Source organism: Micromonospora sp. NPDC049274, from assembly GCF_040678875.1.
Classification (GTDB): Bacteria; Actinomycetota; Actinomycetes; order Mycobacteriales; family Micromonosporaceae; genus Micromonospora.
In genome coordinates, this window is sequence record NZ_JBFAQS010000008.1 from 58498 (window position 1) to 84353 (window position 25856).

At 71.7% G+C, this 25856-nt stretch carries 23 protein-coding genes; 5 read left to right on the forward strand and 18 right to left on the reverse strand.

Annotated features, from left to right (window positions below):
- The first annotated feature begins 242 nt into the window (after positions 1–242).
- Positions 243–659: a helix-turn-helix transcriptional regulator gene (locus AB0K10_RS16970; protein ID WP_363684363.1), complete on the forward strand. Its 417-nt coding sequence runs from the start codon at positions 243–245 to the stop codon at positions 657–659.
- 121 nt (positions 660–780) lie between these two features.
- Here the strand turns inward: AB0K10_RS16970 and AB0K10_RS16975 are convergent, their stop codons facing one another.
- From AB0K10_RS16975 to AB0K10_RS16990, 4 genes are all read right to left on the reverse strand, one after another.
- A complete protein-coding gene (locus AB0K10_RS16975) occupies positions 781–1719 on the reverse strand; it encodes a hypothetical protein (protein ID WP_363684365.1) in 939 nt (312 codons plus the stop codon).
- Complete coding sequence (locus tag AB0K10_RS16980; protein WP_363684367.1) at positions 1712–1942, reverse strand: heavy metal-associated domain-containing protein; 231 nt, start codon at positions 1940–1942, stop codon at positions 1712–1714. The genes AB0K10_RS16975 and AB0K10_RS16980 overlap by 8 nt, the downstream gene beginning before the upstream one ends.
- Positions 1943–2218: 276 nt before the next feature.
- Entirely contained in the window at positions 2219–4339 is a 2121-nt protein-coding gene (locus AB0K10_RS16985; protein ID WP_363684369.1) for a DEAD/DEAH box helicase, read from the reverse strand.
- Positions 4340–4395: 56 nt separating this feature from the next.
- Complete coding sequence (locus AB0K10_RS16990) at positions 4396–6099, reverse strand: BTAD domain-containing putative transcriptional regulator (RefSeq protein ID WP_363684371.1); 1704 nt, start codon at positions 6097–6099, stop codon at positions 4396–4398.
- A gap of 142 nt (positions 6100–6241) precedes the next feature.
- Here AB0K10_RS16990 and AB0K10_RS16995 point away from each other — a divergent pair, with 142 nt between their 5' ends.
- Positions 6242–7063: a hypothetical protein gene (locus AB0K10_RS16995; protein WP_363684373.1), complete on the forward strand. Its 822-nt coding sequence runs from the start codon at positions 6242–6244 to the stop codon at positions 7061–7063.
- 177 nt (positions 7064–7240) lie between these two features.
- On the opposite strand, the gene AB0K10_RS17000 is transcribed toward AB0K10_RS16995, so the two are convergent.
- From AB0K10_RS17000 to AB0K10_RS17025, 6 genes are all read right to left on the reverse strand, one after another.
- Positions 7241–8356 (reverse strand): branched-chain amino acid ABC transporter permease, encoded by a 1116-nt coding sequence (locus tag AB0K10_RS17000; protein ID WP_363684375.1) that lies wholly within the window; start codon positions 8354–8356, stop codon positions 7241–7243.
- Positions 8353–9243, reverse strand: a complete 891-nt coding sequence (locus tag AB0K10_RS17005; protein WP_363684377.1) for a branched-chain amino acid ABC transporter permease — start codon at positions 9241–9243, stop codon at positions 8353–8355. The genes AB0K10_RS17000 and AB0K10_RS17005 overlap by 4 nt, the downstream gene beginning before the upstream one ends.
- A complete protein-coding gene (locus AB0K10_RS17010; protein ID WP_363684379.1) occupies positions 9243–10025 on the reverse strand; it encodes an ABC transporter ATP-binding protein in 783 nt (260 codons plus the stop codon). The genes AB0K10_RS17005 and AB0K10_RS17010 overlap by 1 nt, the downstream gene beginning before the upstream one ends.
- The gene (locus AB0K10_RS17015; RefSeq protein WP_363684381.1) at positions 10022–10765 is read right to left on the reverse strand and encodes an ABC transporter ATP-binding protein; all 744 of its coding nucleotides are present in this window, start codon (positions 10763–10765) and stop codon (positions 10022–10024) included. Before AB0K10_RS17015 ends, AB0K10_RS17010 begins: the two co-directional genes overlap by 4 nt.
- A 2-nt stretch (positions 10766–10767) precedes the next feature.
- The gene (locus tag AB0K10_RS17020; RefSeq protein ID WP_363684383.1) at positions 10768–11967 is read right to left on the reverse strand and encodes a substrate-binding domain-containing protein; all 1200 of its coding nucleotides are present in this window, start codon (positions 11965–11967) and stop codon (positions 10768–10770) included.
- A 216-nt stretch (positions 11968–12183) separates the two neighbouring features.
- Positions 12184–12429 (reverse strand): hypothetical protein, encoded by a 246-nt coding sequence (locus tag AB0K10_RS17025; RefSeq protein ID WP_363684769.1) that lies wholly within the window; start codon positions 12427–12429, stop codon positions 12184–12186.
- Between the two features lie 269 nt (positions 12430–12698).
- Between AB0K10_RS17025 and AB0K10_RS17030 the strand changes: the two genes are divergently transcribed.
- Entirely contained in the window at positions 12699–12965 is a 267-nt protein-coding gene (locus AB0K10_RS17030) for a winged helix-turn-helix domain-containing protein (RefSeq protein ID WP_363684385.1), read from the forward strand.
- 649 nt (positions 12966–13614) lie between these two features.
- Here AB0K10_RS17030 and AB0K10_RS17035 read toward each other — a convergent pair.
- Positions 13615–14727, reverse strand: coding sequence for a glycerophosphodiester phosphodiesterase (locus tag AB0K10_RS17035; RefSeq protein ID WP_363684387.1), 1113 nt, complete (start codon positions 14725–14727; stop codon positions 13615–13617).
- Positions 14728–14869: 142 nt separating this feature from the next.
- On the opposite strand from AB0K10_RS17035, the gene AB0K10_RS17040 reads away from it, so the two are divergent.
- Complete coding sequence (locus tag AB0K10_RS17040; protein ID WP_363684389.1) at positions 14870–16204, forward strand: potassium transporter TrkG; 1335 nt, start codon at positions 14870–14872, stop codon at positions 16202–16204.
- A 14-nt stretch (positions 16205–16218) separates the two neighbouring features.
- Entirely contained in the window at positions 16219–16887 is a 669-nt protein-coding gene (locus AB0K10_RS17045) for a TrkA family potassium uptake protein (protein WP_363684391.1), read from the forward strand.
- A 39-nt stretch (positions 16888–16926) separates the two neighbouring features.
- Here the strand turns inward: AB0K10_RS17045 and AB0K10_RS17050 are convergent, their stop codons facing one another.
- The 7 genes from AB0K10_RS17050 to AB0K10_RS17080 all read right to left on the reverse strand — a co-directional run bounded on the left by AB0K10_RS17050 (position 16927) and on the right by AB0K10_RS17080 (position 25656).
- Positions 16927–18561: a serine/threonine-protein kinase gene (locus AB0K10_RS17050; RefSeq protein ID WP_363684393.1), complete on the reverse strand. Its 1635-nt coding sequence runs from the start codon at positions 18559–18561 to the stop codon at positions 16927–16929.
- Positions 18562–18632: 71 nt separating this feature from the next.
- The gene (locus AB0K10_RS17055) at positions 18633–20195 is read right to left on the reverse strand and encodes a fused MFS/spermidine synthase (protein WP_363684395.1); all 1563 of its coding nucleotides are present in this window, start codon (positions 20193–20195) and stop codon (positions 18633–18635) included.
- A 36-nt stretch (positions 20196–20231) separates the two neighbouring features.
- Positions 20232–21245 (reverse strand): hypothetical protein, encoded by a 1014-nt coding sequence (locus AB0K10_RS17060; protein WP_363684397.1) that lies wholly within the window; start codon positions 21243–21245, stop codon positions 20232–20234.
- A gap of 224 nt (positions 21246–21469) precedes the next feature.
- A complete protein-coding gene (locus tag AB0K10_RS17065) occupies positions 21470–22279 on the reverse strand; it encodes an inositol monophosphatase (protein ID WP_363684399.1) in 810 nt (269 codons plus the stop codon).
- The gene (locus AB0K10_RS17070; RefSeq protein ID WP_358109695.1) at positions 22272–22724 is read right to left on the reverse strand and encodes a response regulator; all 453 of its coding nucleotides are present in this window, start codon (positions 22722–22724) and stop codon (positions 22272–22274) included. Before AB0K10_RS17070 ends, AB0K10_RS17065 begins: the two co-directional genes overlap by 8 nt.
- Positions 22721–24460 (reverse strand): ATP-binding protein, encoded by a 1740-nt coding sequence (locus tag AB0K10_RS17075; protein WP_363684401.1) that lies wholly within the window; start codon positions 24458–24460, stop codon positions 22721–22723. Before AB0K10_RS17075 ends, AB0K10_RS17070 begins: the two co-directional genes overlap by 4 nt.
- Positions 24457–25656, reverse strand: coding sequence for a fused response regulator/phosphatase (locus AB0K10_RS17080; RefSeq protein ID WP_363684403.1), 1200 nt, complete (start codon positions 25654–25656; stop codon positions 24457–24459). The genes AB0K10_RS17075 and AB0K10_RS17080 overlap by 4 nt, the downstream gene beginning before the upstream one ends.
- Positions 25657–25856: the final 200 nt, after the last annotated feature.

Below are 25856 nucleotides of genomic sequence, written 5' to 3' on the forward strand. Positions count from 1 at the left end.
CATGGTGCTCCTCGACGGTGGTCCGGCGGACGCGGCAGGCGCGCGTGCGCCGTGCCGGGACGGGCACCGAGCTTACGGGAAGAACGATGACGATCGCTCGGTGCCGGTCCGAATACTGCCCGAGTTGGAGTCTCGTCCATGGGACAGTTTGTGCGGTCAGTCAGTGGTTTCCGGCCCCTGGCGTACTACTCTCGGGTAGCGCGACTTCCCCGTGCACAGCCGGGAGGGACAGACAGATCGGGATGGGTTCGGCAGACGTATCACCGCAGATGGCTTTCGCCCGCTTCGTCCGGCGTGCCATCGATGACGCTCGCGACGAGCGCGGATGGACCGTGACCGATCTCGCCTCGCACACGGGCGTGGGCCGTTCCACCGTGTTCCGCTGGCTCGCCGGTGACTGGCAGGATTACCCCGAGCTGGCCAAGGTCCGCGGCTTCTGCGCCGCACTGGATCTGCCGGTGGCTGCCGCGTTCCGAGCGCTCGGGCTGCCCGACACCGGCTCGGTGACCAGGCGTCGCAGCGACGACGGCCCGGTCGAGGCCGACGTGCGGGCCATCCTGGACCGGCTGGCCGATCCCGCCGTTCCGGCCGAGGAGAAGCACCACATCCGCGACCTGCTGCGCTACCTGGCCCGCCGCCCCACCCGCCGCGCCAGCTAACCCCTAACCCCCCACCCCCACCCCCCCGGCGCGTTGATCATGAAGTTATTGCCCCGACACGCCGCGGGCAGTGGCAATAACTTCATGATCAACGCAGCGAGCGCGGGGGTCTACCAGCCGGTCAGGGGACTGTGAGGGTGAATTCGGCGGTGTGCACCTTGTTGGCTACCTGGAAGTCGAGGTAGAGGCGGTAACGGCCCGGCCCCGGGGTGGCCAGCCAGAACTTCACCTGGCCGTCGGCCAACTCAGGTTCCGGATGTACGTGCAGGTAGCCGAGGTCGCCCTCGCGCAGCGCGACCAGGTGCCCGTACGCCCCGAGGTAGCGCTGCAGCACCGCGCCACCGGCCGCGCCGTCGATCCGGAAGGTGAGCGGCACCGTGACGCCGGCCTGTGGACTGCCCTGGTAACCGACTGTGAACCCGTCCACGGTCGTCGAGGTGGCTGCCGCCGGCAGGGGACGAGGCTCGTATCGGCCCGGCACGACCAGGTCCACGCCGAGGGTCAGCGCGCTCTGGGCGCCGTTGTCGGCGACCACCGTGAAGTCGGCGTACGCCCGCCACGCGCCCGGCTGCGCGAGGGTCACCGGCACCGTCCAGGTGCCGTCCGGTGACATGGTGGGGTGCAGGTGCTGGTAGCCCGTCAGGTCCCGACGGACCACGATGAGGTGCATCGGCTTGTCGTGCACGACGGCGAACCGGGTGACCGGGCGTCGCTGCACGTCGCGGACCTGGAAGCGGAGTTGCCCGGGGCGGCCAGCCGGAAACTCGGTGGCCAGCGGGACGAACGTGTATCCGCCCGAGCTGACCGACAGGCCGCCCGGCTCGGCGGCAGCGCCCTGGTCGGCGCCCGTGACGGACCCGTGGTCATGGGCCCCGGTGCCGGGCGGATGGGTGTGGTCGGCGGTCAGCGCCGCTGCGCCGCCGCTGCTACCGCCGGTGGTGGTGCTGCCGTTCATGCGGCCGAGGCCGAAGCCGAGCAGCACGGCGAGCACCAGCCCGCCGACCACCAGCGCCAGCCGGACGGTGCTCCGGTCCGGCGTGACGGCGATCTGCTCAGGCACCGCCAGCGTCCAGCACGTAGCCGGCCTCGTCGACGGCCGCCCGCACCGACTCGTCGGACAGCGGGTTGTCGCTGGTCACCGTCGCGGTGCCGGACGCCAGGTCGACCTGGACCTGGCGCACACCGGGCAGCGCCGACAGCTCATCGGTGACCGCACGCACACAGTGCGCGCAGGTCATGCCAGTGACGGCGTACGCGCGGGTCACGGGCTGCTGATCGGTCATGCCGCCACCGTACCGCCGCGCCCGGCCAGCCCCGCCCGACGCCGGGACGGCGTGGCGACCGTCGCAATCCGCACAGCCGGGGAACTTTCCGCCCGGCGGCCGAACCGCTGGGCCGCTGGCTCCCGCCGCCCACCCCGCGCCAGTCCACGAGGCCCGGCCCGCCAGCACTCTCTGGCCCGGAGGCCGGCCCGCCGCCGGGCCACGAGCGCCACGAGCGCCACGAGCGCCACGAGCGCCACGAGCGCCACGAGCGCCACGAGCGCCACGAGCAGCGGATCAGCCGGCCACGGCGAGAGCCAGCGGCAGCACATCCGGAGCGCCGGACCGCCGCAGCGCACGGGCCACCATCGTCATCGTCCAACCCGAGTCGACCAGGTCGTCGACGAGCAGCACCGGCCCCTCCAGGGTGGCCAGCGCGTCGGCCAGGTCTGCCGGTACCGAGAAGGCGTCGTGCAGCGCGCGGACCCGCTGGGCGCTGTTGCCGCGCGGCCCGCCGGGACCGGTCGAGGTGACCGCGCCGAGCAGCGGCAGCCGACCCACGGCGGCGATCCGCTCGGCCAGCGAGCCGACCAGCCGGGGCCGCTGGCGGGAGCCCACCGCGACCACCCCGACCGGACGGCGGGGCCACGGGTCGTCGCCGTGCGCCCACGCCTTCAGCACCTCGACCACCGCGCCGGCGACGTCGTCGGGCACCGGCACGTCCGGTGCCTCCGGGCCGACCAGGTCGCGCAGCCGGCCACCCCAGCCCAGGTCGGAGAGGCGCCCGACCGCGCGGCCGGGCAGCGCCTGGTCCGCCGGGGCGATCCGGCCCTTCAGCGGTACGCCCACCGCGTCCAGCCCGGTCGGCCAGAGCTTCTTGGGGGCGATCTCCACGCCGGGGCGGCCCAGGAAGGTCTGTGCGGCCGCGAGCGCTGCCGTCGACACGTCGGCGGCGAAGAGCGGGTCGGCGCACCTGTCGCACCGGCCGCAGTCGGTCGCCTCGGTGTCGTCCAGGCGTTCCCGTAGATACCGCATTCGGCAGTCGGACGTGGTCGCGTACTCCCGCATGGCCTGTTGCTCGACGGTGCGCGCCTCGGCGACGCGGCGCAACCGGGCCTCGTCATAGACCCAGGGCTCGCCGGTGGCGAGCCAACCACCGCGCACCCGGCGGACCGCGCCGTCCACGTCGAGCACCTTGAGCATCAGCTCGAGGCGGGCCCGGCGCAGGTCGACGAGGGGTTCGAGGGCCTGGGTGGAGAGCGGGCGGTCGGTGTGCAGGGCGGCCAGCACGGCACGGACCTGCTGCTCCGGTGGGAACGCCAGGGAGGCGAAGTAGCGCCAGATGGCGGCGTCCTCGATGCCGGGCAGGAGCAGCACCTCGGCGTGCTCGACGGCGCGGCCGGCGCGGCCGACCTGCTGGTAGTAGGCGATCGGCGACGGCGGCGCGCCGAGGTGGACGACGAAGCCCAGGTCGGGCTTGTCGAAGCCCATGCCGAGCGCGCTGGTGGCGACCAGCGCCTTGATCTTGTTGTCGAGCAGGTCCTGCTCGGCGGCCCGCCGGTCGGCGTCGTCGGTCTGCCCGCTGTAGGAGGAGACCGGGTAGCCCCGGGAGCGCAGGAACTCGGCCGTCTCCCCCGCTGCCGCGACTGTGAGCGTGTAGACGATGCCCGAGCCGGGGAGCTGATCCAGGTGGTCGGCGAGCCAGGCCAGCCGGTGCGCCGGGCTGGGCAGGTCGAGCACACCGAGGCGCAGCGACTCGCGGTCCAGCGTGCCGCGCAGGACGAGGGCGTCGCCCAACTGCTCGGCCACGTCCTGCGTGACCCGGGCGTTGGCGGTCGCGGTGGTGGCCAGCACGGGGGTGCGCTCGGGCAGCTCGGCGAGGAACGTCCGCAGTCTGCGGTAGTCGGGCCGGAAGTCGTGCCCCCAGTCGGAGACGCAGTGCGCCTCGTCGACCACCAGCAGGCCGGTGGTCGCGGCCAACTTCGGCAGGACGCCGTCGCGGAAGTCCGGGTTGTTGAGCCGCTCGGGGCTGATCAGCAGCACGTCCACCGCGCCGGTCTGGATCTCTGCGGTGATCTCGGCCCACTCGTCGAGGTTCGCCGAGTTGATCGTGCGAGCCCGGATGCCGGCCCGAGCGGCCGCCTCGACCTGGTTGCGCATCAGCGCCAGCAGCGGCGACACGATGACCGTCGGCCCGGCCTGGTCGGCCTGCCCGCTGTCGCGCAGCAGGGCGGTGGCCACGAAGTAGACAGCCGACTTGCCCCAACCGGTCCGCTGCACGCAGAGCACCCGTCGCCTGTCGACGACAAGCGCCTCGATGGCCCGCCACTGATCCTCGCGCAGTCGGGCGTGCTCACCGGCCAGCCGGCGCAGCACCGCCTCGGCCCGCTCCCGTACCGCCGCCCGCTCGTCGCCCATCCGGCATTTCTACCAGCGCCGTACGTCAGAACCCCGGGCCGCGCGGGAGGTTCCGGTCACGATCCGGCCGTGCGCGCCTCGTCGGGCTGGGACGCCGGGGGTAGGAAGAGCAACAGGTCGCGAAGTGGCTCGGTGGCGTGCGGAGGCAGCAGGCAGCGCGCCGCGAGTTCTTCCATCGACGCGTACGGGCCGCGCAGCCACCGGTCCATCACGATCAACCGGCCCTGCTCGGGTGTCAGCCCGGGCAGCCCGGCGAGCGCCTGCTCCGGAACCGCGTTGACGTCGATCAGACCGCCGTCGTCGAAGGTACGGGGCAGGTCAGGCCGTCCGAGGCGCAACTCCCCGCGAGCGGCCGGGTAGTGGTAGAGCAGGTACCTGGCGTGTTCCCGACGAAGGCGTCGCTCCTCGCCGACACGATCCCGTGCGCTGCCCGGGCGGTCGATGATCGCCGTCCAGAGCGCACTGCCGAGCAGGGCCACCTGCGCCGCCCCGAACAGCCAGGTGATGAAGGCCAGGCCCAGGAACGACGCCGCGACCGGGCCGGACACCTCCTCCTCGGGGGCGTCGAGCTCGAGTAGGGCGATCTCGGCGACGAGCACGACGAGGTACCCGACGCCGGCCAAGGCGAGCCGCCAACTCCGCCGCCAGGCGGCGTAGGCCAGGACCACCAGCCAGGTCAGGCAGCCGAAGGAGAGCAGGACGAGCGCCGTACCGAGGATCCGGACGGTCTTGTTCGACAAGGGGGGCGCGTCCGGGCGGGCGGGCGCCGACGGTGGTGCTGTGGCGGACAGGTCCGCCAGGAGCGACGGGGGGACACCGGACGTGCCGCCGGTCCGCGGAGACGGCACCGGCGCCCCACCTGACGTCGGCGGTTCGGACGCGAGCCCGGTGGTCGGCGGCGACGTGCCCGGCCCGGCTTCGGGCGGCGTCGGAGTCAGCGTCGGCGTCGGCGTCGGCGTCGGCGTCGGCGTCGGCGTCGGTTTGGCAGGTGTCAGCCTGGGGTCCGAGCGGAGGATGCGCCGGTGCAGTTCCTGTAATGCCTCGCCCGGCTCGATGCCGTACTCCTCGCGGAGCAGCTCGCCGAACTCCCGGTAGGCGGCGAGAGCCTCCGCCTGCCGCCCACTGCGGTAGAGCGCCAGCATGAGCTGGTGCCGCAGCCGTTCCCGGACGGGGAACTCGGACACCAGTTCCACCAGCTCACCGACCGTCTCGCGGTGCCGCCCGAGGTCCAACGTCAGCTCGGCCCGGGTCTCCAGCGCCACGGCCCGCAACTCCACCAGCCGCTGCCGGGCCGCCTCGAAGATCGGCCCGGTGAAGCCGGTGAACGGCTCCCCCTGCCAGAGGTCCAGGGCGGTGGCAAGCTCACTCAGCGCCTGCTCCGTACGCCCTGTCGCGTGCCGCTGGCGGGCGGCCTGCACGCCCCGTTCGAAGCGGACCGCGTCCACGGCCTCGGGGTCCACCCGCAGCAGATAGCCGGCGTCGGTCAGGCTGAGCACCTGTCCCGGCGTACGCGGCGACCGGTCCGGTTCCAGTACCCGGCGCAGTCCGGCCACGTACTTCTGCACGACGTTCGGGCCGTTCGCGGGCGGCTCCTCCGGCCAGACCGCGTCGACGATCTGCCCGGTGGACACCGGACGGCCGGCGGAGAGCAGCAGTACGGCGAACACCGCGCGCTGCTTACCGGGACCGAGGTCGATCTCCCGGTCTGCGTACCAGGCCCGCTGAGGCCCGAGGATCTCGAAACGCAGCTGTCCTGACATGCGAGTTTCCGCTCCTGACACCCCCGGGAGCGCCGGACGGCAGTGCCCGGCAGCCGGACGGCAGCATATCGGCAGCCGATCCGCCGTGCCGGCCGGCAGCATCGTCGTCGGCAGAAGCCAGGCAGCGAGAAAGAGAAGTGTGATGACACAGGCAACGGGCACCCCCGGCACCATCCGACGGACGGTCGGTACGGCCGCCGCCGTGCTGGCCGCGACCACCCTGCTCGCGGGTTGCGGGCCGAAGAGCGAACCGGCTGCGGCACCGCAGAGCAGCCCGTCCGCCAGCCCGAGCGCCAGCCCGAAGGAGGCGCTCCTGGAGGCCGTTCCGGATGGCACCGAGGGGGCGTTCCGGTTCAGCGGCAAGGACGCGACGAGCACGATCAGCGGCCGGATCGACCCGGCGGCCAAGGGGTTCGAGCTCAACATGGCCATGCCGGCGGACTCCGACGGCATCGTCGTGAAGATGTCGTTCCTGGTGATCGAGGATCAGAACTGGGTGAAGGCGAAGTTCAGCGGCCGCCCCGGCCTCCCGAAGTTCCCCGACAAGTGGATGAAGCTGGACCCGAAGAAGCTGACCGGCGCCGTTGACATTCCCGCCTACGACGGCGTGGACCAGGGCAACGCCGGGCCGCTCATTCAGGCGGCCACCTCGGTCGAGGAGAAGAGTCCCGGCCAGTACGTCGGGTTCATCGACGTGAGCGAGACGGAGGCGGCGAAGGCGCTGGAGGACGGCGAGGCGGCCGCCCTCGGCGAGGCCGCCAAGAAGGTGCCGTTCACCGCCGTCGTCGGCGCGGACAAGCACCTGGCCTCGCTGACGCTGAAGATGCCCGCCGCCGGCAAGGCGAAGGCGTACGACTACGTCGTCAAGTACGCCGAATACGGCAGCGCGCCGAAGATCAGCGTGCCGACCGGCGCCGCCGCCACGAAGGCGCCGGCGATGGCGTACGAGATGCTGAACGGCTGACCCACGACACAGGAGGGCGGCGGCCGCACGGGGGGCCGCCGCCCTCCTCAGTGTCGCGGACAGCGGAGAACCCCGTCGATCATGAAGTTATCGCCATCCGATACGGCGTGTCGTGGCAATAACTCCATGATCGACGGGGGTGGGGGTGGGGTGGGGTGGGGTGGGGTGGGGTGGGGGTCAGCGTGGGGGGCGGAGGGTTCTGGTCAGGTGGGACAGGCGGGGGGCGAGGCGGGGGGCCAGGCTGGTTATGCCTCCGGGGAAGAAGTACACCGCCAGGATGAAGACCGTGCCCAGGACGAACAGGGGCTGGCTCAGCGGACGGCTGAGAAAGGCCGGGAGGTTGTCGACCGCGTCGCTCGTGCCGAAGGCGGTAAGCCGGTGGTCCAGGTACATGTAGAGGACGCCGCCGAGCACCGGCCCCCACCGGGTGCCCGGCCCGCCGAGCACCACCATGACCAGCAGCGACAGGGTCAGCTCGGAGGACGTGATGTGCGGTGACGCGCCGCCGACGATGAGGACGTAGACCACCCCACCCGCCGAGGCCAGCCCGCCGGCCAGGGTGAACGCCACCAGCTTGTAGCGGTACGGGTCCAGCCCGAGCACGCCGATCCGCCGCTCGTCGTCGCGCAGCCCGGCGAGCACCCGACCGGTAGGTGACCCGCTCACCCGGTGCACCACGAAGACCACGAGCGTCAGGTACGCGAGCGCGAGCCAGTACAGGTTGACCGTGTTGGTCACCCCCACCAGGCCGGCGGGCAGCCCGGACACGTCCAGCGGCAGGCCCTCCTCGCCGCCGGTGAGGCCGCCGAAGTCCCGGGCCACCAGGATCGCCCCGACCTGCGCGAAGGCGAGCGTCACCATGGCGAACGCGATGCCCACGGTCCGCAGGGCCACCGCGCCGAGCAGCGCGGCGAGGATCGTGCCGCCGGTGATGGTCAGCAGCGCCGCCTGCCACAGCGGCAGGCCGGCCCGGGTGACGAGGATGTCGGTGCCGTACACCCCGGCCGCGAAGTACAGCGCGTGCCCGAAGGACAGCATGCCGGTCCGGCCGAAGAGGAGGTCGTACCCGGCCGCCAGGCCGCCGAAGATCAGGCAGATGGCGAGCAGTTGCAGGGTGCCGGGTGAGTTGACCGGCCCCTCGAAGATCCCCGGCAGGGACATCGTCGAGTACGGCAGGATCGCCAGCACCGCCAGCGCGACGAGCGGCAGGAACGGGCGGATCCGGTGCCACCGCCCCCGCTGCGGACTCAGTTCGTCAGGCACCTGTGCGGGAGGCGCGTCGATCACCGTCATGCCGTTGCCACCTTTCCGGCGATGCCCTGCGGGCGCAGCAGCAGCACGACGGCCAGCAACCCGACCACGCAGATGTCGCCCAGCCCGGACGTGCCGTAGTAGTTGACGAACTGCTGCACCAGGCCCACGACGACCGCGGCGTACGCGGAGCCGACCACCGAGCCCATCCCGCCGATCACCACCACGATGAACGCGAAGATCAGCAGCGAGCCGCCCTGGCCGGGCGAGACGGTGCCGAAGTAGACCCCGCCGAGCGCACCGGCGAGCGCTGCTGCCGCCCCGCCGATGGCGAAGACAAGCGTGAACGCCTTGCGCACGTCGATGCCGAGCGCGGTCACCATCTCCCGGTTCTCCACACCGGCCCGGATCACCAGGCCGTACCGGGTCCAGCGCAGGAACGCCAGGATCGCGCCGAGCACCAGCACCGCCGCGACGATCAGCAGCAGGCCACCGTTGGGCACCTGCGCGCCGAGGATCCCGGTGACCTGCCGGGTCCAGTCGGGGCGGGGGAAGGTGCGCGCGTCCGCACCCCACGTGGCCTGCAGCAGCGCCACCCCGGCCAGGGACAGGCCGACGGTCACCAGCACCTGCTCGATCGTGCGGGAGTAGAGCGGGCGGATCAGCACCAACTCCACAAGGATCGCCACAAGCGTGCCGGCGGCCACCCCGAAGGCGACAGCGAACACGAAGCCGAACCCGTCCGGGCCGGCACCCGGCAGGTTGCCCGCAGCCCACCAGGTGCCGTACGCGCCGACGCCGAGGAACAGACCGTGCGCGAAGTTGAGCACGTCGGCCAGGCCGAAGACCAGGGACAGGCCCGACGCGACGAGGAAGTACAGCGCCGCCAGACCGAGCCCGGTCAACGCCAACAGGATCACGGTCCCCATCAGAGTCGGTCCTTCCTCGCGACTGCGGGGCTCGCAAGCTCACTCCTCGCGCTCGGCGAGCTCACCTCCGCCGAGCCGACACCCAGCAGCGACTTCGTCAACGCGGTCTCCAGCAGCAGCTCGTGGGCGTCGCCGGTCCAGGCCACCCTGCCGGCGGCCAGCACCACCGCGTCGCGGGCCAGTCGACGTACGACTGCCAGGTTCTGCTCGACGAGCAGCACCGGCACCGACTCCGCGACCCGTTCCAACACCTCGGCCACCTCGGTCACCACCTTTGGCGCCAACCCCTTGGTCGGCTCGTCGACAAGCAGCAGCCGGTTGTCGTTGAGCAGCACCCGCCCGATCGCGAGCATCTGCTGCTGCCCACCGGAGAGCGAGCCCGCCCGTTGCCGTCCGCGCCGGTCCAGCTCCGGGAAGAGCGCGAAAACCTTGTCGTACGCCGGGGTGGTGCCGCGCCGCTCGGCGAGCCGCAGGTTCTCGGCGACGGTGAGGCCGGCGAACACGCAACGGTCCTCGGGCACGTAGCCGAGCCCACCACGGACCAGCCGGTGCGTGGGCCGGGCCAGCAGGCTCTGCGCGCCCATGCGGATGGTGCCGCGGACCTCCCCGGCGGGCGGGGTGAGGCCGACGATCGCCCGCAGCGTGGTGGTCTTGCCGACCCCGTTGCGACCGAGCAGGACTGTCACGCCGGTCGGCGCGACGGTGAACGACACCCCCTGGAGAATGTGCAGCCCGGAGATCCGGACCGACAGGTCCTCCACGGTGAGAACGGGTTCGCTCACAGCGCCTCCCCGAGGTAGGCCTCTTGCACGGTGGGGTTCGCCATCACCGTCTCCGGGGTGTCGCAGGCCAGCAGCGCGCCGTGGTGCATGACGGCGATCCGGTCGGCCAGCTCCAGGATGACGTCCATGTGGTGCTCGACCATCAGCACCGCCCGGCCGCTGTCGCCGGTCAACGACTTGATGACGGCGACCAGCTCGGGCACGTCCTCGGCGCTGACGCCGGCCATCGGCTCGTCGAGCAGCATCACCCGCGGCTCACCGGCGAGCAGCAGGGCGATCTCCAGCTTGCGCTTCTCGCCGTGGGCCAGGGTGCCGGCCAGTGCCGTACCCCGGTGGGCGAGGCCGACCCGGTCGAGCGCCGCGTCGGCGGCGGCGGCGACCTCCCGGTCGGCCGCCGCCCGCCGCCACAGCGCCATCGAGCCCCCGCGGTGCGCCTGCACGGCGAGCCGGACGTTCTCCCGCACGCTCAGCGAGCCGAAGACCGAGGACGCCTGGAAGGTACGGCCCAGACCGAGGCGGGCCCGCCGGTGCGGCGGGAGCTCCCCGATGTCCTGCCCGTCCAGGACGACCCGGCCCTCCGTGGCCCGGCGCAGGCCGGTGATCAGGTTGAACAGTGAGGTCTTGCCGGCGCCGTTCGGCCCGATGACGCCCAGGAACTCCCCGGGCGCCAGGTCGAGGTAGACGCTGTCGACGATGGCGACCTCACCGATCCGCCAGGTCAGACCGCGGGTGGCGAGCATGGTCAGCCCTTCATGGCCACGGCCGGCGGCGCGGTCTCGTCACCGGTGAGGCTCTTCTGCGCGGTAGCCGTGAAGGCCGTGCCGCTTCCGGTCAGCTTCGCCTGGAACATCGGCTGGAGCAGCGCGTGGTCGGCCGCGCGGATGGTCATCTTTCCCTTGACCCCGTCGAAGCTCCAGCCCTCCAGCGCGGTGACCATCTTGTCGACGTCGTCGCCTCCCTCCTGCACCGCGCGGACCACCATCTGGGCTGCGGCGAAACCGTCCGGGTGGAAGAGGTCGATGGTGTTCACCTTGGCCTTGAGCGCCTTGCTGGCCTCGGTGTCCGACGCGCCGTCGAAGTAGTGCGACAGGAAGGAGATCTTCGCGCCGGCTGCCCCGAACGTCGGCCAGGAGGCCCGGATGTCCAGGCCGGTGACGACAGTGGTGGAGGAGAGCACGCCCTGCTGGTCGAGCGTCTGCCACATGGCCGGGGCGGTGGTGCCGGCCCAGGCGACGAAGAGCAGGTCCGGCTTGGCGGTCTTGATCTGGCTGGCGAACGGCGTGAACTCGGTGGCGCTCGCCGGCGCCCGGACGCTGCTCACGGTGGCGCCCGCGCTGCCGATGACGGCCTTGACGGCCGCCTCGTTGGCGTCGCCGAACGCGCCGTCCTGGGCGAAGACCACTACCTTCTTGCCGGCCGGGTCGCCGATGAACGACTTGGCGGTCACCACGTCCTGGTAGGACTGCCGCCCGGAACGGAACGTGTACTTGTTCGCCCCGGTCACCGCGTCGGTCGCGGCCGGGCCGGAGATGAACAGGACCTTGTTCTGCGCCGCGATCGGCGCGACCTGGAGCGCCACACCGGACGCGGTCGAGCCGGCAATGATCTTCGTACCCTTGCCGATCAGGTCCTTCGCCGCCGAGACGGCCTTGGCCGGGTCGCCCGCGTCGTCGACCTCGGTCAACTCGATCTTCCGGTCACCCACCTTGCCGGTGCCCTTGGTGGCGAAGTCCAGCCCCGCCTTGAACCCCTCCATGTACTGCTTTCCGTAGCTGGCCAGGGCTCCCGACTGGGAGTACACCAGGCCGACCTTGACCGGAGCGGCGCTGTCGCCGCCGCCGGTGGCGGTGTCCTGCGGGCTACCACAGGCCGTGGCGGCCAACGCCGCGGCCATCATCGTGGCGGCGGAGAGGAACGCCCGCCGCGTGTGCCGGACCGTCATCGCGACTCCAGGTGAGGACAGGATGCTGTGTTGTCGGCTCACGCTAGAAGTGACGTCACCCACGGGCTATGTGGCGGAAACACACAAGTAACGGGAGGGGGATGGCCGGCGGTTACAGCGGGCCGCACCGTCACCCGGTGACCCGCGCCCCCGATGGCCCGAACCCCCACGGACCGCCCGAGCCGTGTGTCGCCTCGCGCCATCCGGCCCGCCCGCTCAATCGCAGGGCCCGTCGTGGTCGGCCGGTCGCGGACACCGCCGACGTCCGCCGAGCAACCGGTCACAGAAAACCCGATGCCGTACGCCCTGAGCATCCTCTTCCGACACCGTCGTCTCGGCACGGTCCACGTCGGCGAGGAAACCCAGCGCCCTCGTGATCGCCCGAGCGAAGCGCACCGCCCCCGACAGGTCCTCCGCGACCACCGGCAGGTGCACCACGAACCGTTCCCGCCCCGCGCCCATCTTCACCTCGTCCACCCTCGCCTCGTCTGCTCCTCGTCGGCTTGGTGGGCGGTCCGGTGTGCGGGTAGGGGACGCCCACCGGACCGCCCGGCCCCACGCCCGCAGCCCATAACGGCGGTACGAACGCGGAGCCCATCTCACGCCCGCACCCCGAGGGTTTGCCGAACCAACCGGAGCCGGACACCAGCAACCTACACCAAATACTTGTGTAGGTCGACGGTATGAAGCAGCAACACCACAACCTGTTGCAGTAACTGGTGCAGGCCGGCATGATCGAAGACGCCGAACCGACCGGAGTCCTCACCATGCCCACCGCAGAAGCCCCATATCGTCGCATCGCCAACGAGCTCGCCGCGAAGATCAAGAGCGGTGAGCTGAAGCCGGGCGACAAGCTGCCCTCCACTCGGGAACTCGCCGAGAGCTACGCCGTGCACATGAACACCGCCTCGCGGGCGCTCTCACTGCTGCACGACCGCGAACTGATCACCGGCCAGCCCGGTCGCGGCACCTACGTAGCCGAGCACCCCGGCAGCTGACACTCCCACCCGGGCGCTCCCACCGGAGCGCACCCCCCTCGGACGCCCATTAGGCAAAGATCGCCGCAACATCGGCGAAGTTGCTGCCTTGATCGGCGAGGAGACAGCAACTTCGCCGATGTTGCTGCCTCAACCGGCCCCGATCCAGCAACGTCGGCGAAGTTGCGGTTCCGAACCCCGCTTCGCCCGATCAAGATCGTGCTCGATCGTGGATGTAGTGGCCTTGGGGCGTCGGCGATACCACTCGATCCAGGATCGAGCGTGACCTTGGACAGGCACACGTGCGTGGGCGTGGGGCGAGCGTGGGGGTCGGTGTCGGCGGACATAGGCGGACGTAGGCGGACGTAGGCGGACGTAGGCGGACGTAGGCGGACGTAGGCGGCGCGATTCGTTTACGGCATCAGCTCCATAGCGTCCGCGAGGTGCTGCCCGCGCCCGCGAAGCCACCTGCCCACGCCCGCGAGGCCACCTGACCGGGCACCTCAGCGGGTGCCTGGGCGGGCCGGATGTGTCGCTGGCCCGTCGTCCGGGTGGCGGACGACGGGCCAGCGGGTGGGCCGGGCGTGATCGGCCCGGCGGTCGACTCGGAGCGGATCAGCTCCGGGCCGAGGTCAGCTCGGCGGAGACACCCGCCGGGGATCGGACTGGGTCAGAGGCCGGCGCGGGCGGCGACGGCGGTGTCCGGGTGGTCGCTGAAGACGCCGTCCAGACCCAGGCCGAGGAAGAGTTCGTACTCGGCCGTGATGTCGCCGCGCGCGTTCGGGTCGGTGCCGATGCGGAAGTCCACGGGGAGGAACTGGTTCTCCGCGCGGAACGTCCAGGAGTGCACGAGCAGCCCGTCGCGGTGCGCGTCGCGTACCACGTTGGTCGGGGCGAGCAGAGCGCCGGCGGCGTCCCGGGGCACGATCAGGTTCTTGTTCGCCCCGATGCCGTCGGCGTACCCGGCGATCCACTTCAGGCCGGCCGCCGTGGCGAGGTCCTGGTAGCTGCGGGTGTCGCCGGCGGCTGTGAAGTCGTACGGGCGGCCGGTGGCGTCGAGCAGCTGGACGAGCTTCACGTCGGTCAGCCGGCTGAGGCGACGCAGGTTGGCCGTCTCGAACGACTGGATGAAGACCGGCGACTTCTTGTGGTCCAGCTTGTTCTGTCGCAGCACCTTCAGCAGCGGCTCCTCCAGCGGCAGGCCGATCGACGTGAAGTAGGTCGGGTGCTTGGTCTCCGGGTAGATGCCGATGGTGCGGCCCCGTGTCCGCCCCTCGGTCCGTGCCAGGTCGATGACCTCCTGGAGGGTGGGCACCTCGAAACGTCCGTCGAAGGCGGTGTTCGCGACGCGTACCTGCGGCAGCCGCTCCTTGGCCCGCAGCGTCTTCAGCTCGGCCAGGGTGAAGTCCTCGGTGAACCAGCCGGTCACGGCGGCGCCGTCGATGGTCTTCGTCGTCTTGCGGGCGGCGAACTCCGGGTGCGCCGACACGTCGGTGGTGCCGGAGATCTCGTTCTCGTGCCGGGCGACCAGAACACCGTCGGAGGTGGACACCAGGTCCGGCTCGATGTAGTCGGCACCCATCCGGATCGCCAGCCGGTACGCCTCCAGGGTGTGCTCCGGGCGGTAGCCGCTGGCGCCCCGATGACCGATCACGATCGGCCGGTCGATGCCTCGGGCGCGGGCCGCCCCGGTCGAGGGGTCGGCGGCGGCCATCGTGGGCACGGCCACTGCCGCCGCGAGCAGCACGCCGGCCACACCGAGGGTCGAGAGGGTACGTCGCAACGCCGTCTCCTGTCCTTGGGGGATGTCGCAGACAGCAGACCGCCCGCGATTGACCGGGAGTTGGTCGATGGCTGGACGGCAGGTGAATCTCCGGAATGGGCGTTCCCACTCGGGCGGGCACCCGGAAAAGGAAGATTGTCTGGTGCGCCGGTTACTCCGCAACCCCGTGCGGCTGGTGCCGCTAGGGTTCCTGGTGCCGATCCTGCTCGGCACCGGGCTGCTGCTGGCACGTTGGTCGACAGTCCAGCACCAGCGTCCACCCCTGATCACGGCCCTGTTCACCGCCACCTCGGCGCTGTCCGTCACCGGCATGGCCGTCACCGACACCCCCAACTACTGGTCCGGCTGGGGCCTGTTGGTGATCACCCTGCTCACCCAGCTCGGCGGTCTCGGCATCCTCACCGTCGCGGCGCTCGTCATCCTCGTCGTCTCGCGCCAGCTCGGTCTGCGTAACCGGCTGTTGGTGCAGGCCGAGACCGCGGAGTTCGGCATCGGCGACGTGGCCCGGTTGCTGCGCCGGATCGCGATCACCGTCTTCGCCTGCGAGGCGGTGATGACCGCGGTGGTCGCCGGCCGGCTCCGGTGGGCGTACGACTACACGCCCGGTCGGGCCCTCTGGTCGGGCGTGTTCCACGCCGTCCAAGCGTTCAACAACGGCGGTTTCTCGCTCTACACCGACGGCCTGTTGGCGTTCGATCGTGACCCGTGGGTGTCGCTGCCGCTGGCGTTCGGTGCCATCGTCGGCGGGCTCGGGTTTCCCGCCCTGTTCGAGGCCGTACGCGAGTGGCGTAGGCCGGCGGGCTGGGCGGTGGCCACCAAGCTGACCATCTGGGGCAGCGTGGCGCTGGTGCTGCTCGGTGTCGCCGGCCTGCTCGCCGCCGAGTGGACAAACGTCAGCACCATCGGCTCGTACGACGCCGAGGGCAAGGTGCTCGCGTCGTTCACCCAGATCGCGTTGAGCCGTACCGGCGGCTTCAACGTGCTGAACATCGCGGACCTGCAGGAGGAGAGCTACCCCCTGCTGATCGTGCTGATGTTCATCGGCGGCGGCAGCGCCAGCACGGCCGGTGGCATCAAGGTGTCCACGTTCTTCCTGCTGGCGTTCACCATCTGGGCCGAGTTGCGCGGCGAACCCGACGTGACGGTCGGGCACCGCCGGGTGGCCAACGCCAGCCAGCGGCAGGCCGTCACCGTGGCCCTGCTCAGCGTCGCGCTGGTCACGGCCGGAACGATGGTCCTGCTGCTGCTCACCGAGGGCGTGCGGTTCGTCGCCGCCCTGTTCGAGGTCACCTCCGCGTTCAGCACCACCGGGCTGACCATCGGTCTGGCCGCCGAGCTGCCGGCCAGCGGCCAGGTGGTGTTGACCGTGCTGATGTTCATCGGCCGGGTCGGGCCGCTCACCCTCGGGTCGGCGATCGCCCTGAACACCAGGCACAAGCTCTACCGCTATCCACAGGAACAACCCATTGTCGGCTGACGAGGAGGGTCGAGGTGTCGGCGAGACGATCGGACGGCAGCGGCATCGTGGTGATCGGGCTGGGTCGGTTCGGCTGCCACCTGGCCGGTGCTCTCACCCGGATGGACCGTGAGGTGCTGGCCATCGACCGCGACCCGGATCAGGTGCAGCGCTTCTCGACCCAGCTCGACCGGGTGGTCCAGGCGGACGCGACCGAGGAGAACGCCCTGCGGCAGCTCGGCGTTCCCGGCTTCGGCCGGGCGGTGGTGGCCATCGGGGCATCGGTGGAAGCGAGCGTGCTCACCGTGCTGGCGCTTGTCGAGCTGGGTCTGCCGCAGATCTGGGCCCGCGCCACCTCGCAGAAGCACGCGAAGATCCTGTCGTCGGTCGGCGCGCACCACGTGATCTTCCCGGAGGCGGAGACCGGGGATCGGGTGGCACACCTGATCGTCAGCCGGCTGCTCGACTTCATCGAGTTCGACGACGACTTCGCTATCGCCACCGTCCGGGTGCCGCAGTCGCTTGTCGGCCGTACGCTGCTCGACCTGCGCCCGGACGAGCGCTACGGGGTCCGGGTGATCGGCGCGAAGGTGCCGGGTGAGCGTTTCCGGTACGCCTCGGACGACACCGAACTGCCGGAGGGTGGGGTGCTGGTCGTGGAGGGCGGGATCGAGCAGGTGCAGCGGTTCGCGGGGCGGCGCTGACCCATCACTTCCGGTGCGCGCCGTGCCCCGCGGGGGCCTTCACCCTTTTCCCGGACCACCCGGCCCCTTCCCCTTGCCGGGCTTCTCAGGCTTGGGTGCGGCCTTCGCCGGTGCCTTCGGTGCGGTCGGCGCCTTGGGCGCCATCTTCGTCGTCTTCTTCGCCGGGGCCTTCGGCGGGGCCGCCTTGCTCGGCGGAGCCGTGATCGGGGCCGTCCCCGCCACCCCCGAGACGCGTACTCCGCAGGTGGCCTCGCCGAGCCGGAACTCCACCGGCAGCGGGTTCGCCCCGCTGTACGTCCCGGCCAGGGTGAGCTTCTCGGCCGCGCCGGGCGCCAGGCTCGTCCGCTGTGCCGCGGGCCGGATCTGCACCGTGCCGCCCTGCTGCTGCACCGGAGCGGGCTGCGCCTTCGTCACCTTCTGCTGGCCGGGGAACGTGAAGTGCATCGTCCAGTCGCGCAGCTCGCGGCCGCTGGTGTTGGTCAGGGTCAGCTCGGCCGTGAAGTCCTTGCCGGAGTCGGTACGCAGCGCGTACGCCACCTCGCAGGGCGCGGTCTCGGGCAGGCCCATCCGTGCCTCGGTCGTGGGCCGGTCCTCCCCGCTGGCCGGGCTGCGGGAGGTGAACCCCCACATCGCCCCGGTGACCGCGATCAGCCCGACGGCTGCCACTCCGGCCTCCACCCGTCGCCGCCGGTTCACCCGTCCGGCGCGGCTACGCCGGGTACGCGACAGCGGAAGCGCGTCCGTCTCGGCCGACCAGGGCAGGATCGTGGTGCCGGCGTTGGCCAGGGCGGCGGGGTCCAGCGGACCGCCCGCCGGCGAGACCGGCACCGCCGCCAGCATTCCGGCCGCCTCGGCGAGGGTCCGGGCCAGTTCGGCGGTGGCCGGTCGGTCGGCGGGACGCTTGGCCAGGCAGCGCCGCACCAGGTCGGTCACCTCGTCGGGCAGCCCGGGTACCGCCGGCATCGGGTCCGGCTCGCTGTACATGTGCGCCCGCAGCATCTGCGTGGTCGTGTTCGCCTCCCACGGCAGCCGACCGGTGAGCATCCGGTAGAGCAGCAGCCCCACGGCGTACACGTCGGTGGCCGGCGAGACCTGCCCGTTGTCCAGCCGTTCCGGCGCGAGGTACGCGGGCGTGCCCAGCAACGCGCCGTCCGGCCCCTTCTCGCTCTCCCCGACCAGCGCGGAGATGCCGAAGTCGACAACCTTCACCCCGGTCGAGGTGAGCATGACGTTGCCCGGGGTGACGTCGCGGTGCACGACCCCGCGACCGTGCGCGGTGGCCAGCGCGGAGCTGACCTCCGCGCCGATCGTCACCGCCTCACGCCACGGCAGCCGCACCTCCCGGCCGAGTCGACCGGCGAGCGAACCACCGTCGACCAGCTCCATCACCACGTACGGCACGGTCAGGCCGACCTGGTGGGACTCGCCGTAGTCGTACACGTTGGTGATGTTGGGGTGGCAGAGGCGCGCGGCGGCCTGCGCCTCGACGCGGATCCGGTGCCGGAAGGCCCGGTCGCTGGCCAGCCGCGAGGCCAGCACCTTCACCGCGACCTGGCGGCCCAGCACCTCGTCGTAACCGCGCCAGACCACCGACATGCCGCCCGCGCCGAGCTGCTCGATGAGCCTGTACCGCTCATCGAGCAGTTGCGCGCCGTTCCGGTCCCCACCGCCCATGGTGGCCGTTGTTGCCCGCAGGCGACCGGGCTACACCTCAAGGATCGGAATCGGTCAGGAATTTCACCCGATCAGGCGGTCGCCAGCAGTTGGTCCACCGGCGCGTAGTCGTCGGTCAGCACCATTGCCGTACCGACGAAGTCCGTGAGGTCCGCGCCGGAGAGCAGGCTGACGCTCCTGTCGACCTCGTCGAGGCGGGCACGGATCGCGGCCAGCGGCAGCGGCGCGTCGGAGCCGACGATGAGGAAGTTGCTGCCCCGTTCCTCGGCGAGCGCCTCCGGCGGGGCGATCAGCGCGACGTGGGTGAATTCGGCGGCCACCGTGGCCAGCTCGGCGCGGATGAACCGCAGCGGCGGGTAGTCGATGACGTTCTGCACGTAGACACCGCCGGGGCGGGTCACCCGCCGGATGTCGGCGGCCATCTCCCGGGTCGCCAGGTGCCAGGGCACCACCAGGTGACCGAACGCGTCACCGACGACCAGGTCCCGGCTGTCCGCCGGCTCACCGGCGACAAGCATCCGGGCGTCACCCACCACCACCCGCAACCCCGGCCCCGGGCGTACGCCCAGCTCCCGCTCGTCCAGCTCGACGAGCCCGCCGTCGATCTCGAACACCAGGTTGTCGGTGCCCGGCCGGGTGGCGGTCAGGTACGTCGGCACGGTGAACCCGCCGCCGCCCAGGTGCAGCGCGTCCAACCGCTGCCCGGCCGGCGCGGCCACGTCGGCGACCGCGCCGATCCACTTGGTGTACGCGTACTCCAGGTGTTTCGGGTCGGCCAGGTCGACGTACGAGTGCTGGGCCGAGTTGAGCAGCAGCGTCCGGCCGCTGGGCCGGGCCGGATCGGTGGTGACCCGGGCGCAGTGGTACGCGGTCTCGATGTCGCACGGGTTCGGCGCGACTGTGGACAGCCCCGCCCCGACCAGGCCCAGCACGGCCAGCGCCGCCCGGGTGCGGGCCGGACCAGGCAGCTCAGTGGACGCCTGGCGGCGCAGATACCAGCCGAGGCCGAGGCCGACCAGCCCGAGTGCCACCGCCAGGGCCAGCACGATGACAGTGCTGGGTAGGGCGACGACCAGCACGAAGCCGGTGAGCAGGGTGGCCGTGATGCCGCCCAGGGTGCCGATGCCGGACAGCCGGCCGACCACCTGGCCGGTGCGGCGCAGGTCGGCGAGTTGCAGCTTCACCACAAGCGGCGTGACCGCGGCCAGCAGCGCCGCCGGCACGAACACGGCGAGCGCCACCAGCAGCAGGATGGCGCTTGCCGCCCCACCCCGCAGGACCTCCCCGGCGTAGCGCACCACGGGCAGGGTCACCGCCGTGGCGATCCCGGCCAGCACCAGCGCGGGTGCCAGCAGACCGCGCGGGTCGCGCCGGTCGGCGAGCCAGCCGCCGGACCACGCCCCGTACGCGATCGCGGCCAACGCGATGCCGATGACCGAGCTGGTCACCTGGAGCGTCACCCCCACGTACGGGCCGACCAGGCGCAGCGCGACAGTCTCCAGCACCAGCACGGCGCCGCTTGCGAAGAAGACCAGGAAGGCGGCCAGGCCGCCCGGCAACGCCCGGCCGGTGACCGGCGTGGACGGGTCCGAGGCGACCGTCGTGGTCGCGACGTCGGACGGTGAGGTGCTCATCGTCGCGATGGTACGCAGCGAAGCTGACGTCGCGGGTCAGTACATCGAGAGATGAACATGGTTCGTGTGGCTGGCGGCCGGGCTGCCGCTGCCGCTGTACGACCGCCACCCGGTGCCCGGATGCCAGATCTGCCGATACCAGATCACGTAGAGCACACCCAGCCGGTCGGCGTTGCGCACGTGCCAGGCGGCCAGGCTGTCCCCGTACGCCCTGTCGCCGCCTGTCGCGTTCTTGTCCTGGAAGCCGCCCGCGGCGGCCGAGAAGTCGCAGGCCCGGCCCTTGGGGTGCTCGCCTCCGCCACCGCTGCGCTTGCAGGAGACGTACCGCTTGTAGCCGGCGGCCTGGGTCTGCTTGAGCGCGTTGAGGGTGCGCGGGGTGATGCAGCCGGACGTCGTCGGATCCTTCACGGAGCAGGACTCCGAGGGCCAGGACCCGTCGGAGTTGCGCGGGGCCGGCTTCGCCGACGCGGAGCTGCCGCCGCTGAACCCGTTGCTGGTGCCCGAGCTGACCTCGGCGAGCGCCGCCTCGGCCTCCTTCTTCTTCTTCGCCATCACGGCGAGCTGCTTCTGCTGCTCACGAACCTCGGTGTCGATGGCGATCTTGGCCTGCTGGGCCTCCTGCCGGGCCTCGGTGAGATCGCGCAGCCGCTTGCTGTCCCGCTGGGCCATCAGGTCGAGGTCGGCGGCGCGTTGCAGGAGCGCCTGCGGCGTGGCCGTGTTGAGCAGCATCGCCGCCGGGGTGAGCCGACCGACCCGGTAGGACTGCGCGGCCACCTCGCCCACCTGGGCGCTGAGCACGACCAGCCGACCCTCGACGGCCTTCAGCTCCCCGGTCAACGCCGTCTGCCGGCGCTTGGAGTTGTCCAGCTTGGCCTTGGCCTCGATGTGGCCCTTGGCGGTCAGCTCCAGCGCGTCCTGCAACTTCTTGGTGCCACCCTCACCGGGCTCCGCGTACGCGGGCACTCCACCGGCGAGCACCAGCGCGACGGCGGTGAGTAGAGGGAGCAGTACGCGGCGAACGCGCCGCTGGCTGAGCCTGGTCCTGGGCACGACAGCGTCCTTCCGTCGACCGCCGGCCCCCGGTGAACTCTGCGCGGCGGCGTCCCCGCCGGCGCCGGTCGGCGGCCTGCTGGCGGGGACCGCCGGTCACGATACCGGAACGCGCGCCGGTGACCAGTCCCGTGACGGCCCGCCGGCCCCGGTGTCGACGCAGCGTGCCGCCTCCGTCGCACGCTGCGCGAAAACGCCGCGCCGTCGTCGTCGCGGTGCGCGGATCAGACGCCGAGCAGAGCGTCGTGCACCTCGGTCCAGACCTGTTCGTTGACCGCGACGAGCAGCCCGCGACCCTCGTCGGCGGGGTGGTAGTCGACGCCGTCGAACCGGCGGGCGACACCGCCCGCGGCGCGGACCAGCAGGGTTCCCGGCGCGTGGTCCCACGGCAGGGTGCGCCAGAAGAGGGCGAACTGCTGCTCGCCGGTGAGGATGTCCAGGTACTCCCGGCCGGCACAGTGCTGGCCGGGCAGCAATTCGCCGAGCCGCCGACCGCCGGCGCGGACCCGGTCGCGGGCCTCCGGCGGCAGGAACCGGGTCATCGCCACGCCACGCAGGTCACCCAGCGACGGCACCGCGTCGGCGGCGTCGACCCGCTGGCCGTTGAGCAGGGCTCCCTCGTCGGCCCAACCGGCGGCCAACGTCTCGGCCAGCGGGTCGAGGATCCATCCGGCGGTCGGACGCCCATCGGTCAGCAGTGCCACCATCAGGGCGAACGGCCGGCGGCCGGCCGCGAAGTTGGCGGTGCCGTCGACCGGGTCGACCAACCACACGTCGCCGCTGTCGCTCAGGTGCCGCAGCAGACCCGGGTCGTCGGCGACGCCCTCCTCGCCCACCACCACTGAGCCCGGCCGCAGCCTGCGCAGCCCGGCGGAGATCAGCTCCTCGGCCCGGCGGTCGGCGACGGTGACCACCTCACCGGGCGCCTTCTCCGACACGTCGGCGTCGTCGAGCTTGCGGAACAGCGGCACCACGACCTGGCCGGCGGCCTCCAGGAGCAGGTCACCGACGTCGTCGAGCAGGGTGTCAGCCACGCGGCGGCAACTTGACCACGCTGACGAAGAACTCGTCGATCTGTCGGACTACGGCGATGAAGCGCTCGAAGTCCACCGGCTTGGTCACGTAGGCGTTGGCGTGCAGCTGATAGCTGCGCAGGATGTCCTCGTCGGCCTGGGAGGTGGTGAGCACGACCACCGGGATCCGGCGCAGCTCCGGGTCGTTCTTGATCTCTTCCAGCACCTCCCGGCCGTCCCGGCGGGGCAGGTTGAGGTCGAGCAGGATCAGGTCGGGTGCCACCGCGTCGGCGTACTGGCCCTCCCGCCGCAGGTAGGCGAGCGCCTCGGCGCCGTCGGAGACGACTGTCAGCCGATTGCGCAGCTTGTGCTCCTCGAACGCCTCCTGGGTCATCAACACGTCACCCGGATCGTCCTCCACGAGCAGGACCTCGATCGGGCTCTTGCCGTCCGCCGGCGCGGTCATCCCACCGTCTCCCTCATGTCACCCGTTCTACCGCTTTCCGACGCCCCGTCGGCCCGGTCCGGCTGGTCCGCCCCGGCGGAGTGCTCCGGCAGCGCGGACGACACCTCGTCCGCGGGCGTCGGCTCCCCCGCGTCGGCCGGCTGCGGCTGCTCGGCGGGGTCGGCGGTGGTGGCGGCCGCCGCCTCCACGTCCTCCGGGCGAGCCGGAAGGGTGAACCTGATCGCGGTGCCCTCCGGCACGTCGGTGTCCACCCAGACCCGGCCGCCGTGATATTCCACGATCTTCTTGACGATCGCCAATCCGATGCCGGTGCCCGGGTACGCGTCCTTCGAGTGCAGACGCTGGAAGATCACGAAGATCTTGTCGGCGAACTCCGACTCGATCCCGATGCCGTTGTCCTGGCAGGTGATCTCCCACTCGGCGCCGACAAGCCGGGCCGAGATGTGCACCTTCGGCGGCGCGTCCGGACGACGGAACTTGATCGAGTTGCTGACCAGGTTGGCCAGCAGGTTGGTGAGCAGCGGCTCCTCGCCACGGATCACCGGCAGGCCGGTCCAGGTCAGCTCCGCATCGGCGTACTGCCGGGCGGCCTCGGTCTGACCCGCCACGTCGCCCATCACCTTGTTGAGGTCGACGTCGACGAAGCCGGTGGTGAGGCGGCCGATCCGGGAGAACGCGAGCAGGTCGTTGATCAGGCGCTGCATCCGCTGCGCGCCGTCCACCGCGAAGGCGATGTACTGGTCGGCCCGCTCGTCGAGCTGCCCGGCGTAGCGGCGCTGGAGCAGCTGACAGAAGCTGGCCACCTTGCGCAGCGGCTCCTGCAGGTCGTGGGAGGCCACGTACGCGAACTGCTCCAGGTCGCGGTTGGACCGGGTCAGCTCCTCGGCCTGCTTCTGGAGCTGGCTGTTGACCCACTCGATGCGCTCGCGAGCCTCCCGCACCTCGGCCAGGTCGGAGGCGATCTTCTGGCGCATCGCGTCCACGTCGTCGCCGAGCCGGATGAACTCCGGCGGGCCGACGGTGGCGATGCGGTGCTGGTAGTCGCCCTCGGCGACCTCGCGGACCTGGGTGGCCAGCCCGGTCAGCGGCCGGATCACCATCCGGTCCAGCGAGAGCAGCAGCACCGTGCCGGCCACGACCACCACCAGGGCCGCGATGATCAGCAGCAGGACCAGCAGGTTGCTGCTGTTGCGGACGTTCGCCGCGGACTGTTCCCGGGCTGCCAGGATCTCCTGCTGGAGGTCGTTGACTGCCGACCGCACCTCGTCGAACCGCTGCCGGGCCTGCTCGGTGACCAACGCCTGGCCGGCGCGGGTGCCGTCCTGTTCCGTCGTGGTGATCACCGGCTCGGCGACCGACACCCGCCACTGCTCGGCGCGTTCCTCGACGATCCGCAGTTCCTGCCCGATCTGCGGGTAGTCGTGGAGCAGCGCCCGCATCGCGGAGACGGTGGCCTTCTCCTGGTCGAGCCCCGCCTCGTACGGGCCCAGATCGGCCGGGTCACCGCTCACCGCGTACCCGCGAACCGCCGTCTCCTGGTCGAGCACCGCGTTGAGCAGTTCCTGCGACTGCACCCGCAGCGGGCCGGTCTCGTTGAGGATGGCGTCGATCTGGGTGCGGTTGCGCGCGGCCATCGCGGCCTCCGCGGTGGCCAGACCGATCAGCAGCACGCCCACGACTGTGAGCAGCGTGATGACCCGGCGGCGCAGACTCCAGCCGCCGACCACCGGCTTCACCGGCCACCGCCCCGGCTGACCAGCAGCATGGCCACGTCGTCCGCGAGCGGGCCGCCGTTGATCTGCTCGGCCCGACCGACCAGCCAGGCCGGCAGATCGGGCAGCGACACCTCCCGGTTGGCCGGCTCGTCGAGCAGCCCGCTCAGGCCCGGCACGTCGAGCCGTTCGTTGCCGGCGCCCACCCGCCCCTCGATCAGGCCGTCGGTGTACATCAGCAGGGACCAGTCATCGGTGTCGAACTCCAGGTCGTAGGCGATCGGCCGGCGAGGTCGTACGCCCAGCAGCAGGCCGCCGGGCGCGGGCACCGGGACGACCCGGCCGCCGGAGAGCAGCAGCGGTGGCGGATGCCCGGCGAGTCGGACGGTGGCCCGGTTGGCGTCCAGGTCGAGTCGGGTGGTGGCCACCGTCGCGAAGATCTCCTGAAGTCGGCGCTCACTCATGAGCACCTGCTCCAGCGCGGGCAGCACCTCGTCGTCCGGCACCCCGGCGAGCACAAGCGCCCGCCAGGCCACCCGCAGTTCCACACCGAGCGCGGCCTCGTCCACCCCGTGCCCGCAGACGTCCCCGACGATCAGGTCGAGACGGTCCGGACGGGTCTGCACCACGTCGAAGAAGTCCCCGCCGATCAGGGCGGCGTGCCGACCCGGGCGGTAGAAGGTGTGCACGGCCACCTGGTCGGTGGTCATCAGCGGTTGCGGCAGCAGGCCGCGTTCGAGGCGGGCCGACTCGGCCTGGCGCAACTCGACCTCACGCAGCCGGCGGGCGTTCTCGTCGGCGCGCTTGCGCTCGACCGCGTAGCGCAGCGCCCGCGTCAGCAGCACGCCGTCGACCTGGCCCTTGACCAGGTAGTCCTGTGCGCCCTCGGCGACGGCCACGACACCCAGGTGCTCGTCCGAGCGCCCGGTCAGCACGCACACCGCCGCCCCGCTCGACATCTCCAGCACCAGGCGCAGCCCGTCCAGCCCCTGCGCGTCGGGCAGACCCAGGTCGAGCAGGACGCAGTCGACGCCGGTGATCCGCTGCCGCGCCTCGCGGAGGCTTGTGGCGACCACCAGGTCGATCATCGAGTTCGTCTCGGCGAGCAGCTCACCGACGAGGAAGGCGTCGCCCTCGTCGTCCTCCACCAGCAGCACCCGCAACCGCTCGCCGGGCGGCAGGTTGCCGTGCCGCGCCAGGCCACCATGCGGGTACGGCACGACGGGGGAACCGGCCAGGCCGCTTCCCCGGTACGGCCGGGTCACCGCCGCGAGACGCGGGAGTTCGCTGGTGATGTCGGGCTCCTTTCGAGTGCCCTGCTGATCCTGTATTAGACAACGGTCGCACACAACACGATGGGCGCGGCACGGGCGGGCATGGGCCGGGTCACTGCTCGTCGGGGGACAAACCGGGCGGTCAC